The 12896-nt window shown below is 60.5% G+C and carries 14 protein-coding genes; 3 read left to right on the top strand and 11 right to left on the bottom strand.

From position 1 onward, the window contains the following. The first annotated feature begins 48 nt into the window (after window positions 1-48). The gene (locus GOX88_RS16650) at window positions 49-588 is read left to right on the top strand and encodes an adenine phosphoribosyltransferase (RefSeq protein WP_170404226.1); all 540 of its coding nucleotides are present in this window, start codon (window positions 49-51) and stop codon (window positions 586-588) included. Window positions 589-756: 168 nt separating this feature from the next. Further along, complete coding sequence (locus GOX88_RS16645; RefSeq protein ID WP_170326871.1) at window positions 757-1236, top strand: fasciclin domain-containing protein; 480 nt, start codon at window positions 757-759, stop codon at window positions 1234-1236. A gap of 39 nt (window positions 1237-1275) precedes the next feature. Here the strand turns inward: GOX88_RS16645 and GOX88_RS16640 are convergent, their stop codons facing one another. The 11 genes from GOX88_RS16640 to coxB form a co-directional block, all read right to left on the bottom strand. Continuing rightward, a complete protein-coding gene (locus GOX88_RS16640; RefSeq protein WP_170404223.1) occupies window positions 1276-2688 on the bottom strand; it encodes an FAD-binding oxidoreductase in 1413 nt (470 codons plus the stop codon). A 38-nt stretch (window positions 2689-2726) separates the two neighbouring features. Further along, window positions 2727-3545 (bottom strand): MBL fold metallo-hydrolase, encoded by an 819-nt coding sequence (locus GOX88_RS16635; protein ID WP_170404222.1) that lies wholly within the window; start codon window positions 3543-3545, stop codon window positions 2727-2729. Between the two features lie 102 nt (window positions 3546-3647). Then, a complete protein-coding gene (locus GOX88_RS16630) occupies window positions 3648-4232 on the bottom strand; it encodes a GNAT family N-acetyltransferase (protein WP_170404220.1) in 585 nt (194 codons plus the stop codon). Next, complete coding sequence (locus tag GOX88_RS16625) at window positions 4232-5494, bottom strand: M16 family metallopeptidase (RefSeq protein ID WP_170404218.1); 1263 nt, start codon at window positions 5492-5494, stop codon at window positions 4232-4234. Before GOX88_RS16625 ends, GOX88_RS16630 begins: the two co-directional genes overlap by 1 nt. Further along, window positions 5491-6879 (bottom strand): threonine synthase, encoded by a 1389-nt coding sequence (thrC, locus tag GOX88_RS16620; RefSeq protein ID WP_170404216.1) that lies wholly within the window; start codon window positions 6877-6879, stop codon window positions 5491-5493. Before thrC ends, GOX88_RS16625 begins: the two co-directional genes overlap by 4 nt. After that, window positions 6876-7553: an SURF1 family protein gene (locus tag GOX88_RS16615; RefSeq protein ID WP_170404213.1), complete on the bottom strand. Its 678-nt coding sequence runs from the start codon at window positions 7551-7553 to the stop codon at window positions 6876-6878. The genes thrC and GOX88_RS16615 overlap by 4 nt, the downstream gene beginning before the upstream one ends. Before the next feature lie 156 nt (window positions 7554-7709). After that, window positions 7710-8525 carry a cytochrome c oxidase subunit 3 gene (locus GOX88_RS16610; protein ID WP_170404210.1) on the bottom strand — a complete coding sequence of 272 codons (816 nt, stop codon included), beginning with the start codon at window positions 8523-8525 and terminating at the stop codon, window positions 7710-7712. Between the two features lie 22 nt (window positions 8526-8547). Continuing rightward, on the bottom strand, window positions 8548-9123 hold the full coding sequence (locus GOX88_RS16605) for a cytochrome c oxidase assembly protein (RefSeq protein ID WP_170404207.1): 576 nt from the start codon (window positions 9121-9123) through the stop codon (window positions 8548-8550). After that, the gene (locus tag GOX88_RS16600) at window positions 9123-9284 is read right to left on the bottom strand and encodes a hypothetical protein (protein WP_170326880.1); all 162 of its coding nucleotides are present in this window, start codon (window positions 9282-9284) and stop codon (window positions 9123-9125) included. Before GOX88_RS16600 ends, GOX88_RS16605 begins: the two co-directional genes overlap by 1 nt. Beyond that, complete coding sequence (cyoE, locus tag GOX88_RS16595) at window positions 9281-10237, bottom strand: heme o synthase (protein ID WP_170404204.1); 957 nt, start codon at window positions 10235-10237, stop codon at window positions 9281-9283. Before cyoE ends, GOX88_RS16600 begins: the two co-directional genes overlap by 4 nt. Window positions 10238-10309: 72 nt before the next feature. Beyond that, entirely contained in the window at window positions 10310-11221 is a 912-nt protein-coding gene (gene coxB, locus GOX88_RS16590; protein WP_170404202.1) for a cytochrome c oxidase subunit II, read from the bottom strand. Window positions 11222-11397: 176 nt separating this feature from the next. On the opposite strand from coxB, the gene tldD reads away from it, so the two are divergent. Next, complete coding sequence (gene tldD / locus GOX88_RS16585) at window positions 11398-12819, top strand: metalloprotease TldD (protein ID WP_170404197.1); 1422 nt, start codon at window positions 11398-11400, stop codon at window positions 12817-12819. Window positions 12820-12896: the final 77 nt, after the last annotated feature.

Below are 12896 nucleotides of genomic sequence, written 5' to 3'. Positions count from 1 at the left end.
CCAATGGGCCAAACACGCCCGCGTGTTTTGACGCCAGAGGGGTTGGCCATGTCCAGAAACAAGTCGGTCAAGGATTACATCCGAACCATCGTTGATTTCCCGCATGAAGGGATCATGTTCCGGGACGTCACCACCCTGTTCGCCGACCCGCGCGGGTTCCGCATGGCAATCGACCAGATGTTGCACCCCTATGCGGGAGAACAGATCGACAAGGTTGTCGGCCTTGAGGCGCGCGGCTTCATCCTCGGTGGCGCGATTGCGCACCAGCTGAGCGTCGGTTTTGTCCCGATCCGCAAGAAGGGCAAGCTGCCGGGCACCACCATCAGCCAAGACTACAAGCTGGAATATGGCGAGGCCATCGTTGAGATCCACGACGACGCCATTCAGCCGGGCGAGAAAATCCTTGTGGTCGATGACCTGCTGGCCACCGGAGGCACCGCCGCCGCCGGGATCAAGCTGATCGAACGGCTGGGCGGTGAGATCGTCTCGTGTTCCTTCATCATCGACCTTCCGGAACTGGGCGGTAGCAAGGTGCTGGAGGAGATGGGTATGGACGTACATATTCTGTGCGAGTTCGAAGGGCTGTAAGCGCCCTGCGTTCACAAGATTGTGAGTGGAAATCCGGGCAAGCGCAGGCTTAGCGCGATGTAACCCGATATCAACCCGATCCCATGGGCACATTCAGTGATCTTATTGCGAGGGTCACCCGTACCCCTGTTGATGCCAGATGAGGCATTCGAACAAGGGAATTGTATCATGTTTCGCAAACTCGCTATTGCTGGCGTGACCAGCGCTCTGCTTGCCCCTACCGCTTTTGCTGGCGACAACAAAGACATCGTTGACACCGCTGTCGGTGCCGGAAGTTTTGAAACTCTCGTTGCCGCCGTTCAGGCTGCTGATCTCGTGGACACGTTGAAAGGCGAAGGCCCGTTCACCGTGTTCGCCCCCACGGATGAGGCGTTCGCGGCCTTGCCCGAAGGCACCGTGGAAACGCTGCTGATGCCCGAGAACAAAGATCAACTGGTCGCGGTCCTGACCTACCACGTGGTGCCGGGCAAAGTAATGTCGGGTGATCTGTCTGACGACATGACAGCCGCCACGGTTCAGGGTGGAGACATCACCATCGATCTGGACAACGGTGTGATGGTGAATGATGCCAACGTCGTTCAGGCGGATATCGAGACCTCGAACGGCGTAATTCACGTGATCGACAAGGTCATCCTGCCGGGCTCGTAATCGCCCCAACGCGGCCCGTCACAGCCAAGGGCCGCGTCATTACCTCAAAACCGCGCCCGGGTTCATGATCCCCAACGGGTCCAGCGCGGTTTTGATGGCGCGCATGGCAGCCAGCTTTGTCGCATCTCCGTATTGCTCCAGATCGCCCGTTTTGAGCCGTCCGACCCCGTGCTCGGCACTGACAGACCCGTCAAACGCGTGGACCAGGTCATGCACGGCATGTTTCACCTCCTGCCTTTGCCCATCGAATTCCGCCCGGTCATGACCCAGCGGTGGGAACACGTTGTAGTGCAGATTGCCGTCCCCCAGATGCCCAAAGCAATTGATGCGGAATGGTCCAAGCGCGGCCACCACCTCGGCGCCGCGAACAATGAACTCGGGAATCCGTGAGATCGGGACCGAGATATCGTGGCTCGAAACCGAACCAATCAAACGGTTCGCCTCGGGGATACGTTCGCGCACGGCCCAGAGATCCATACGCTGCGCCTCGCTCTGCGCGATGACCGCATCACCAACCAATCCAGCCTTGTCCGCTGCGGTGTAGAGCGTCTCCAGCGCCTCAGACGGCGCGTGCCCGGAGAACAGGCCCAGCTCGATCAGCACGCACCATTCCGGCTGGGTGGCAAAAGGCTGCCGCACGTCCGGCAGCACCTCTGTCAGGAATTGCAAACCCTGCCGATGGATCAGCTCAAACGTACTGATCCCGTCGCCCAACTGATCTCGCGCCAGCGCCAGCAGCTCGATCGCCGCCTGGGGTGAGGCGACCTGCAACATCGCAGTCCCCACCGCTTCGGGCCGTGGAAACAGATGAAGCGAGGCCGCCGTGATGATCCCCAGCGTGCCTTCAGACCCGATCAGAAGGTCGCGCAGATCATAGCCGGTGTTGTCCTTGCGCAACCGGCTGAGCCCATGCCAAATCTCACCATTCGGCAAAACCGCCTCCAGCCCCAGACACAGATCACGCGCATTGCCATAGCGCAGCACGTTCACCCCGCCCGCATTGGTGGCGAGGTTCCCACCCATCCGGCACGACCCCTGCGCTGCCAGTGCCAGCGGGAACAACCTGTTAGCCTCCTCAGCGGCGGCCTGCACATCGGCCAGAATCGCGCCTGCCTCGGCGATCAGAATATTCTCGGTCGGGTACACCGCGCGGATCGCCGTCATCCGTTCCAGAGAGATCAACAAAGGTGCAGGCCCGTCGGGCATGACCTGCCCGCCAACCAGCCCGGTGCCGCCGCCATAGGGCACCACCGGCACCTGCGCGTCCGAGGCCAGCCGCACCAGTGCCGACACGTCCTCGACCGTGCGCGGCAGGGCAAGCAGCCCCGCGTGCCCGGCAAACCGGCGGCGCGGTTCTTCCAGGTAGCGTTCGGTGACAGGGCGCAGGATATCGTCGCCCAGATCAGCCCGGATCAGTTTGGCAAGGGTCTCATCGGCAGGATTCAGTGTCATACCCATTCCTTGCCCAAGCGGCCCTCTCGCCACAAGCCCTATTCCAATTCTATCAGATAGCGCGGCTCAAGCACCACGACTGTGGGCCGATCCGGCAGTGTCTGCAGCGAAACAACCAGTTCCGAAACGCCGTCACGTTCGACCGGAAAGTCATTTCGGATATCGACCAGAAACCGATCCAGCGAAAAGCCGGAGAACCAGTGCATCGGGATGATGACCGAGCTTTTCAGCCGCTTCAGAACCGAGATCATTTCGGGCAGCGGCATGGTCGTTCCGCCATCCACCGCGGCCATCACCACATCCAGCCGCCCCAAGGCCGCGAACTGTTCATCCGATGGCACATGATGCAGATGGCCCAGATGCCCGATGCACAGGCCTTCAATTTCAAACACAAAGATCGAATTACCTCGCTCTTCCACCCCACCATAGGGAGAGCGGATATCGGTCGAGACATTGCGCACCAGCATCTCACCCAGATCGAGGTGATGCTCGATCCCCTGCCCGAAATCTCCCCAACCGGGCAGTACATGCGGAATGGCCGGATCGGGATGCGCGGTCCAATGGGTGCTGTGCGCGTGGTTCATGGTGACCACATCCGGGATCAAATCAGCGCTGCCGATAAAGCCGGTGAAATCGGTCACTGCACTCAACCCGCCCTGTGTCTGGATCAGAAACGAGGCATGGGCAACATAGCTGATCCGTACCGAGTAGTCCGGAATCGGGTCTTGCCACGCGGCTTTGTGAACAAACTCAATACCAGGCGCTGCATCCGCGATGGCGATACAATGGCTCGGCCGCCGCTCCTGCGCCGCAGCCCCGCCCGAAATCACCACCAATGCCGCAACAATCCAGCGCATGGGGGAAGTGTAGCGCAGATCACCCCCAAGTCATGCCCCTTGTTCATCTGGCAATAAATATCCCGGGGGAGTCGCGGCCTGCCGCGGCGGCGGCAGAGCCCCCTACCCCGCGTCTGTTTTCCCACGCCGGTCCGACCGCAGGCTGGCATAGAGCACATGCGTCCGCCAGCGTCCGTTGATCTGCAGATACGACTGAGCTACGCCCTCGTATTTGAAGCCCGAGCTTTCCAGCAACCCACGTGAGGGCTTGTTTTCGGGCAGACAGGCGGCCTCGATCCGGCTCAGGTCCAGACGGGTAAAGGCGTGGTGCACCACGGCGCCAATTGCCTCGCGCATAAAGCCGTTGCGGGCGAAGGCCTCGCCGGTCCAATAGCCCAGCGTCCCCGCCTGCGCAGGGCCGCGCCGGACGTTGTCGAGTGTGATTGCCCCCACCAGCACATCATCTGTTCGGCGGAACAGAAACAGCGGGATCGCCGTGCCGCTGGAAACCGACCGCTGCGCCCAATAGACCCGGTTGGTAAAAGACTTCCGGCTCAGATGATCCTTGGCCCAGACCGGCTCCCACGGGGTCAGGTATTCCTTGGACGCACGCCGCAGCGCCGCCCAGTCGTTAAAGTCGGAATGCACGGGCGGGCGCAAGCTCAGGCGCTCGGTTTCGAGTTTCAGCTTGCGTCTGCCCAACAGCATCACGCCGCACGCCTCTCCTGCAATTCCGCCAGGGTGGGCGCACCTGACACCGGACCATAAAGCGCCAGCGCTGCCGGGGCCTTGACGGCCATGTCCTCGGCAAAGGCACGCACGTCCTCGGTGCTGACCGCATCGATCTTGGCAACCGTATCCTCAAGCGAGGGCACCCTGCCCCAGATTTGCACCAAGCGCGCCAGACGTTCCGCCCGGTTCGACGGGCTTTCCAGACCCATCAGCATCCCGGCCTTCATCTGGGCACGGGCGCGGGCGACCTCTTCGGGGCTCATGTCCTCGGCAGCGCGCTTCATCTCGTCGATTGTGATGGTGGCCAGTTCCGCGACCTGCTCGGCCGAAGTGCCGGCATAGATCGTGGTCGTCCCGGTGTCCGCATAGGCCCCGGTTTGCGCGAATATCGTGTAACACAGCCCACGCGTTTCCCGCACTTCCTGAAACAGGCGCGAGGACATACCGCCGCCCAGAGCGGTGGAGTAAATCTGTGCGGTATATATCGCATCGTCGCGATAGCCGGGGCTTTCCAGTGCCAGCGCGAAATGTGCCTGCTCCAGCTCTTTCTCCTGCCGCGCTTCGCCACCGGTGAACTGGGCTGCTTCGGGGATCAGGCCTTTGCGCGGCTTTAGATGGCCAAACATCTCTTCGGCCATCTTCATCAGAGCGTCGTGATCCACTGCCCCAGCGGCAGACAAGATCATCTGCTCGGGGCCGTAATGCTCGGCCACGAATCCCGACAGGTCCTCACGCGAGAAAGCACTCACCCGCTCGGTCGGGCCAAGAATGGTGCGGCCCAACGGCTGGTCGTGATAGCTCTGCTCCTGCAGCCAGTCAAAGATCACGTCGTCAGGCGTGTCATAGGCCTGACCGATCTCTTGCAGGATCACGCCGCGCTCGACCTCGATCTCGCGAGGATCAAAGATCGGGTTCAGAACGATGTCGCCGATCACATCCATCGCCAGCGCCACATCGTCTTTCAGAACCCGCGCGTAATAGGCCGTTACCTCGCGCGATGTATAGGCGTTGATATAGCCGCCCACATCCTCGATCGCCTCAGCGATTTGCAGCGAAGAACGCCGCTCGGTTCCCTTGAAGGCCATATGCTCAAGGAAATGCGCGATACCGTTCTGCTCGATCCGCTCATGCCGCCCGCCGGCGGTTACCCAGATGCCGATGGCCGCAGATTGCAGCCCCGGCATATTTTCACTGACGATACGAAATCCGTTCTTCAGTTGGTCTTGTCTGACTGTCACTCAGCGATGTGCCTTCTGATATGATCCTCGAGGGTGCCCAGGTTGTTGGCAATGCGGGTCACCCGTTCCGGACGTTCATACAGATCAGACATGCGGGAGGGAAGAGGCGGATGTTCGCCGCTCGCCTTCTCGACCGCTGCCGGGAATTTCGCCGGGTGCGCGGTGGCCAGTGTGATCATCGGCACATCCTCCGCGCGGTGCTCTTCCGCAACCTTGATGCCGACGGCGGTGTGCGGGCAAACCAGCTCGGCGCTGTGGGCCAGCGTGTGCTTGATTGTTTCCAAGGTTTCGTCCTCGGATACGCGGCCCGAGTCAAAGCTTTCGCGCAGGGCTTCCATCGCGCCCTGGCTGACGTTGAAGCCCCCGGTCTTGAGCTCATCCATCAACTGAGCGACAGCACTGCCATCCTCGCCATAGGCATAATACAGCGCGCGCTCAAAGTTCGAGCTGACCTGAATATCCATCGACGGGCTGATCGAGGGGATGGTGTCACCCTTGAAATACCCCTCACCAGACAGGCAGCGGTGCAGAATGTCGTTCTGGTTGGTTGCCACGACCAGACGATCGATGGGCAGCCCCATGCGTTTGGCCAGATAACCCGCGAAGATGTCGCCGAAATTGCCGGTCGGCACGGTAAAGCTGACCTTGCGATGTGGGGCGCCAAGGCTGACAGCTGCTGAAAAGTAATAGACGATCTGAGCCAGAACGCGGGCAAAGTTGATCGAGTTCACGCCCGCCAGTTTCACACCATCGCGGAAGTCGAAATCGTTGAACATGTCCTTCAGCGCGGCTTGGCAGTCGTCGAAGTCTCCGTCCACGGCCAGAGCGTGAACGTTACTGTCCGCAGGTGTGGTCATCTGGCGGCGCTGCACCTCGGACACACGGCCATGTGGGAATAGGATGAACACATCCACAGCATCGAGCCCCCGGAACGCCTCAATCGCCGCCGAGCCCGTGTCACCGCTGGTCGCGCCGACGATGGTCACGCGGTCTCCGCGCCGCTTCAGGGCCACCTGAAACAGCTGGCCGATCAGCTGCATGGCAAAATCTTTGAACGCCAACGTCGGCCCGTGGAACAGCTCCAGCAGGAAGTGGTTCTCGTTCAACTGCTTCAGCGGCGCGCGGGCGTCATGTCCAAAACCTTCATAGGCGCGGGCAATGATGGCCTTGAACTCATCCTCGGCAAACGAGCCGCTGACATAAGGCCACATCACCCGAAACGCGATTTCCTCATAGGGCAAACCGGCCAGCGCCGCGATCTCGTCCTGCGACATCACTGGGATCTCGGCGGGCAGGTACAGGCCGCCGTCGCGGGCCAGCCCGGTCAGCATCGCCTCTTCAAAGGTCAGTTCAGGCGCTTGGCCACGGGTCGAGATGTATTTCATTGCTCTTCACTTTCAGAAGGGGCGCGGTTGCGCCACAGGAAATAACCGGTCATCGCGGCCCAGACCAGAGCCAGACCAAACCATGTGATTGCATATTGCAAGTGATCGTTGGGAATACCCGCCGTATCCACCGGCAGAGGCGTCACCCCCGGGTCGGTTTCCGAACGGGCGATCAACAACACAGGCTCCGCCCCCAACGCAGCCGCCAGATTGGGCACGTCCCGGGCAAACCAGATGTTGTCGTCGATATCCGGTTCGGGGGTATAGCTGTCGATCTCATCCGGCCAGTGCAGATTGCCGGTGACCTCCATTGGGCCCGTCAGGCGATCAGCCTGCTTGGCCGTCGTCGGCACAAACCCCCGGTCGACAAGAATGGTCCGGTCTTCCGTGCTGAAGGACTGGATGATCCGATACCCTGCCCCTACCTGTTTGACCGAAACCAGAACGTGGATTTCCCCCGGCTCCATGTCGCCGACCACCGTAACGGGAAGAAACTTGTCGTCTTCCTCCGAAACCGTCTGGGGCAAGTCAATCGGCTCAGCTGCTATACGCGCCTCAATCTCGGCCAACACATCCTGCTTCCATGTCAACCGCTGCACCTGCCAGACGCCCAGCCAGACCAGCACGCCCAGACCGGCAAGACCAAAGATCAGCGAAAAGAGAATGCGGCGCATTTATAGACCATGTTGCAAAGCCGGAACCGGCGTCTTGTTAAGGGGCACGCGGACCGAATTGCAACCACGCAATTGTATCGGGCGCAATCTTGCGCCCTGATCGCGAAAAAGCCGCCCCAAAAGGGCGGCTTTTGCAATTGAACAGCCTGACCGGCGTTACATCAGCGGGGCCTGACCCCAGATGTAAACGGCGAAGAACAGGAACAGCCAGACGACGTCAACAAAGTGCCAGTACCAGGCCGCGGCCTCGAAGCCGACGTGCTTTTCAGGGGTAAAGTCACCGCGCAGCGCCCGGATCAGACAGACGGACAGGAAGATCGTCCCGATGATCACGTGGGCGCCGTGGAAGCCGGTTGCCATGAAGAAGTTCGAATAGAACTGGTCGCCACCGAATTTCCAGCCGTCATGAGCCAGCAGTTCAAAATACTCAAAGCCCTGCAGGAAGGTAAATGCGATGCCCAGCGCGATACCAATGGCCAGACCCTGCACCAGCGCCCTGCGGTCATTGTTGTGGACCAAAGCATGGTGCGCCCAAGTGATGGCGCAGCCCGACAGCAGCAGAACCAGCGTGTTGATCAGCGGCAGATGGAACGGGTCAACCGCATGGATATCCGGTTGGATGTACTCGGTGCCTGCATAGTCGTACATCGGGTACATGCGATGTTTGAAGAACGACCAGAACCAGGCGAAGAAGAACATCACCTCGGACATCACGAACAGGATGAAACCATAGCGCAGGCCGATGCGGACGACCGGCGTGTGATCCCCCGCGCGGCTTTCGGCCACCACGTCGGACCACCAGGCAAACATGGTGTAAAGAACTGCCACCAGACCGGCCCAGAACATGAACGAGGTGATGCCGTGCATCCAGAGGACAGCTCCGAACAGCATCACAAAACCGCCGACCGCGCCGAATAGCGGCCAGATCGACGGGGTCAGAATGTGATAATCGTGGTTTTTAGCGTGTGCCATCAGCGTCCCTCACCTACAGGCGTTAGTTCGTGTTTGTATCTGCCTGCGTTTCAAGGGCGGCGTAGCCCTCGGGCAGGTCTATTTCGTAGAATGTATACGACAGAGTGATCGTATGCACATATTTGGCTTCCAGATCCTCGACCATTTCGGGATCGACGAAGAAGCTCACCGGCATCTGAACCCGTTCACCGGGTTGCAGCACCTGCTCTTCAAAGCAGAAACAGGCGATTTTCTGGAAATACCCTCCGGCTGAATAAGGCGCGACGTTGTAGGACGCCTGCCCGGCAATCGGGCGGTCGGTCGGGTTGTAGGCCTCATAGAAGGCCAGCCCGGTCTCGCCGATGCGCACTTCCATCTCACGTTCGACCGGTTTGAACTCCCAAGCCATGCCCTTGGCTTTGGAGGCATCGAACCGGACGGTCACGGTGCGGTCCAGAATGTCTTCGGGCGCTTGCGCGGCCACGCCGGTGGTGCCGCCAAAACCGGTGACACGGCAAAACCAGTCGTAAAACGGCACCGCAGCCCAGGCCATGCTGCCCATCAGGACAACGACACCCACCGTCTGCGCCACCGTTTTCTGCGGACCGGTCAATGCCATCAGTTCTGCACCTCCTGCGCGGGTACACCCATGCTAGTTCCCGAAACCTTGACGATGGTCAGGCCAAAGATGATCACGATGAAAGCCGCCAACGTCAGACCGACCCCAAGATTGCGGCTAAAGCGGCGTTCGTGCAGTTCGTGGCTTTTGCGCAGGCTCATGACCACCCTCCCAAGCCATAGGGTTTCAACAACGCTTCGGCCAGAATCGCACCGAAGTGCAGGAAAAGATAGAGCAACGACAGCTTGAAGAAAGAGCGCTCGACCCTGAAATTATCCGCCTCTGCATCGTCTTCGGTCCGGCGCGAGATCTGCCACGCGCCGCGCAAGAACAGGGCGTTCATCACCACCGCAACGGTTAGGTAGATCGGGCCACCAATGCCCGAGAACGCAGTGCCAACAGCCAGCAGCGCCAGCAGCGCGGTATAGATCAGAATATGCCAGCGGGTCGCGCGGCGGCCGTGGGTCACGGTCAGCATCGGCACACCCGCATCGTCGTAATCCGAGCGCATAAACAGCGCCAGAGCCCAGAAATGCGGCGGGGTCCACATGAAGGTCAGGGCAAACATCAGCCACGGCTCAAGCGACATCGACCCGGTGGCGGCAACCCATCCGATCACCGGCGGGAAAGCCCCTGCCGCGCCGCCGATCACGATGTTCTGCGGCGTCGAGCGCTTTAGCCACATCGTGTAGACGACAACATAGAAAAAGATGGTAAAGGCCAGAAACGCACCGGCGAACCAGTTCGTCGCCAGCCCCAGCATGATCACGGACAGGCCGGACAGCGCCAATCCGATCGCCAGAGCTTCGCCCTCTTCAACCTTGCCGGACGGAATCGGGCGGCGCTTGGTACGCTTCATTACCTTGTCGATATCCGCATCCCACCACATGTTCAGCGCACCGGACGCGCCACCGCCAATGGCAATGAACAGGATGGCACAGAAGCCCACAAACGGATGCACCGGAACCGGCGCAGCCAGCAGACCGACCAGAGCCGTAAACACGACCAGAGACATCACGCGCGGCTTCAACAGGGCGAAATAGTCGCCAAAGCTGGCCTCGTCCGCGTGCGCCGTGGCGGTCACAGTGCTGGCATTGATGCTTGCGTCGCTCATATCCGGTCCTTTTGGGGCGAAAGCTGCGCGATCCCCGCGCAGCCTGCATGTGTTTACTAGGCCTTTGGGGGCTTAGTTCGAGGCAACCTGATAGGCCGCAGGCTGGCCTGCATACTCTTCCTGAGCGCTCTGCAGCCATTGCTCATACGCCTCTTCGCTGACCACTTTGACGGTGATCGGCATATAGGCGTGGTCCTTGCCGCACAGTTCCGAGCACTGGCCGAAGTAGACGCCTTCCGTGTCGGCCTGGAACCACAATTCGGCCAGTCGGCCCGGCACGCCGTCCTGCTTTACACCGAAGGACGGGATGGTCCACGAGTGGATCACGTCGGATGCGGTGACCTGCATGACGATAACCTTGCCGACCGGGACAACAACGGCGGTGTCGGTCGCCAGCAGGAATTCATCTTCGCCATAACCCGCATCGGCCAGCTTGGCGCGCATTGCATCATCCAGAACAAACGGTGTCACGTCGGCATCCGCCGGGCGAGCTCCTGCATCCAGCGTGGCCGGGTGGCCCAGCAGATAACTGTCGAATGCAAAATCGTGGTCGACATATTCGTAGGTCCAGTACCACTGGTTGCCCACAACCTTGATCACCACGTCGCCTTCGGGAATCTCTTGCTGCTTGAACAGAACCGGCAGCGAGAAGGCACCGATAAAAACCAGAATAAGAATCGGGCCCAGGGTCCAGGCGATCTCAACCGGGGTATAGTGCGAGAAGCGCGCCGGTGTCGGGTTCGCACGCTGGTTGTAACGCACGATGCAGTAGATCAGGAGCCCCGCAACGAACAGGCAGATCGCTGTGATGATCACCAGAATCATGCCGTCCAGCCGTTGAATCCCGTCGGCAAGGCTGGTGGCCGCGGGCTGGAAACCCATGCCGCCGTCAACCGGTTTGCCAATAATCTCAAGCTCCTGAGCCATGGTGGGAAGGCTGGAGAGGGCTGTCATGAACCCCGAAAGCATCAAAGCATTCTTCATTTTCTGTCCTGATCGTTTGATCTTTGCGTCCCTGTCGAAAAGGTGTGAATCGGTCGCACCTCTCCCGTTGTCTTTGGCAAAGTTAAAAACCATATTCCGGATGTTAGATAAAGCAAAATGCTTGCGTCAAACAGACGCTATTTTTGATCTGGATCAAACCCGAAAGGTCCCAAGTGATGCCCAACGACCCGTTTCGCCCCTTTGAAAGCGCTCTTCCGCAGGACGAAGCGCTTGCGGTTTTGCAATCTGCCACTGCCGGGGCCGAGGACGGAGAGCTGTTCGTCGAACGGCGAAAATCCGAGGCTCTGGTCTTTGATGACGGACGCCTGAAGACTGCGTCCTATGACGCATCCGAAGGGTTCGGCCTGCGTGCCGTTCAAGGTGAGGTTGCAGGATACGCCCATTCCACCGACGTCTCGATTCCGGCGCTGAAACGGGCGGCTGAAACCGCGCGGCTGGCTGTGGGCGACGGTGGCGGCACGCTGGCCGAGGCACCGCGCGCCACCAATGCGCGGCTTTATACGGACGAAGACCCGATCGAGTCCGCCAGCTTTCCGGTAAAGATCGAGACCCTGCGCGAGATCGATGCCTTCTCCCGCGACCTTGACCCGCGCGTTGTTCAGGTCAGCGCATCGCTCATGGCCGCCGTGCAAGAGGTCGAAATCCTGCGCCCTGACGGCGTTCTGGTGCGAGACGTGCGCCCGATGACGCGTCTGAACGTGTCGGTCATCGTGGAGCAGAACGGCCGCCGAGAGAGCGGCTCGGCGGGTGGTGGAGGTCGCGTCGGTCTCGATGGCCTGATCGACCCGGCCGATTGGCAGGACAAAGCGCGCGAGGCGCTGCGGATCGCGCTAGTCAATCTGGACGCCGTCCCTGCCCCGGCCGGTGTGATGGAGGTCGCCCTCGGCCCCGGGTGGCCCGGTATCCTGCTGCACGAGGCCATCGGGCACGGGCTGGAAGGCGATTTCAACCGCAAGGGCAGCTCGGCCTTTGCCGGGCTGATGGGGCAACAGATCGCGTCCAAAGGCGTGACGGTAGTGGATGACGGCACCATCGCGGATCGGCGCGGATCGATCACGGTGGATGACGAAGGCACACCAAGTTCGCGAACCGTTCTGATCGAAGACGGCGTTCTGACCGGATACATGCAGGACCGTCAGAACGCCCGTCTGATGGGTGTCGCGCCCACCGGAAACGGGCGGCGACAGAGCTATGCGCACAAACCCATGCCGCGCATGACCAATACGGTGATGCTGGGCGGTGACGCTGATCCTGCGTCTTTGGTTGCAGATATCAAAGACGGCATCTGGGCCGTGGGTTTCGGCGGCGGTCAGGTGGATATCACCAACGGCAAGTTCGTGTTTTCCTGCACCGAGGCCTATCGCGTTGAAAACGGCAAGATCGGCGCAGCGGTCAAAGGCGCGACACTGATCGGCGATGGGCCGTCGGCGTTGAATCGTATTCGCGGGTTGGGCAACGACATGGCGCTTGATCCGGGCATGGGGACTTGTGGCAAGGACGGTCAATGGGTGCCGGTCGGCGTCGGCCAGCCCACGGTTCTGATGGATGGTCTGACGGTCGGCGGATCAGCGGCCTAAGAGAGAATCGGCGCCCGTCACGGTTAACGCCGCAGTTTTGAAAATTCTGATTTTCTGCGCCCGCCTGATTTTCACCT

Origin of the sequence: Ruegeria arenilitoris (assembly GCF_013030985.1) — a bacterium.
GTDB lineage: Bacteria > Pseudomonadota > Alphaproteobacteria > Rhodobacterales > Rhodobacteraceae > Ruegeria > Ruegeria arenilitoris_B.
The sequence above is the reverse complement of the archived record's forward strand: the minus strand, read 5'-3'. Positions and strand labels throughout refer to the sequence as shown.

Coding starts and splice junctions, on each gene's coding strand:
- GOX88_RS16630 (WP_170404220.1), bottom strand. CDS start 4,232: ATGCTGTTGGGCAGACGCAAGCTGAAACTCGAAACCGAGCGCCTGAGC.
- cyoE (WP_170404204.1), bottom strand. CDS start 10,237: ATGAGCGACGCAAGCATCAATGCCAGCACTGTGACCGCCACGGCGCAC.
- GOX88_RS16650 (WP_170404226.1), top strand. CDS start 49: ATGTCCAGAAACAAGTCGGTCAAGGATTACATCCGAACCATCGTTGAT.
- thrC (WP_170404216.1), bottom strand. CDS start 6,879: ATGAAATACATCTCGACCCGTGGCCAAGCGCCTGAACTGACCTTTGAA.
- GOX88_RS16640 (WP_170404223.1), bottom strand. CDS start 2,688: ATGACACTGAATCCTGCCGATGAGACCCTTGCCAAACTGATCCGGGCT.
- tldD (WP_170404197.1), top strand. CDS start 11,398: ATGCCCAACGACCCGTTTCGCCCCTTTGAAAGCGCTCTTCCGCAGGAC.
- GOX88_RS16645 (WP_170326871.1), top strand. CDS start 757: ATGTTTCGCAAACTCGCTATTGCTGGCGTGACCAGCGCTCTGCTTGCC.
- GOX88_RS16610 (WP_170404210.1), bottom strand. CDS start 8,525: ATGGCACACGCTAAAAACCACGATTATCACATTCTGACCCCGTCGATC.
- GOX88_RS16600 (WP_170326880.1), bottom strand. CDS start 9,284: ATGAGCCTGCGCAAAAGCCACGAACTGCACGAACGCCGCTTTAGCCGC.
- GOX88_RS16615 (WP_170404213.1), bottom strand. CDS start 7,553: ATGCGCCGCATTCTCTTTTCGCTGATCTTTGGTCTTGCCGGTCTGGGC.
- GOX88_RS16605 (WP_170404207.1), bottom strand. CDS start 9,123: ATGGCATTGACCGGTCCGCAGAAAACGGTGGCGCAGACGGTGGGTGTC.
- GOX88_RS16635 (WP_170404222.1), bottom strand. CDS start 3,545: ATGCGCTGGATTGTTGCGGCATTGGTGGTGATTTCGGGCGGGGCTGCG.
- coxB (WP_170404202.1), bottom strand. CDS start 11,221: ATGAAGAATGCTTTGATGCTTTCGGGGTTCATGACAGCCCTCTCCAGC.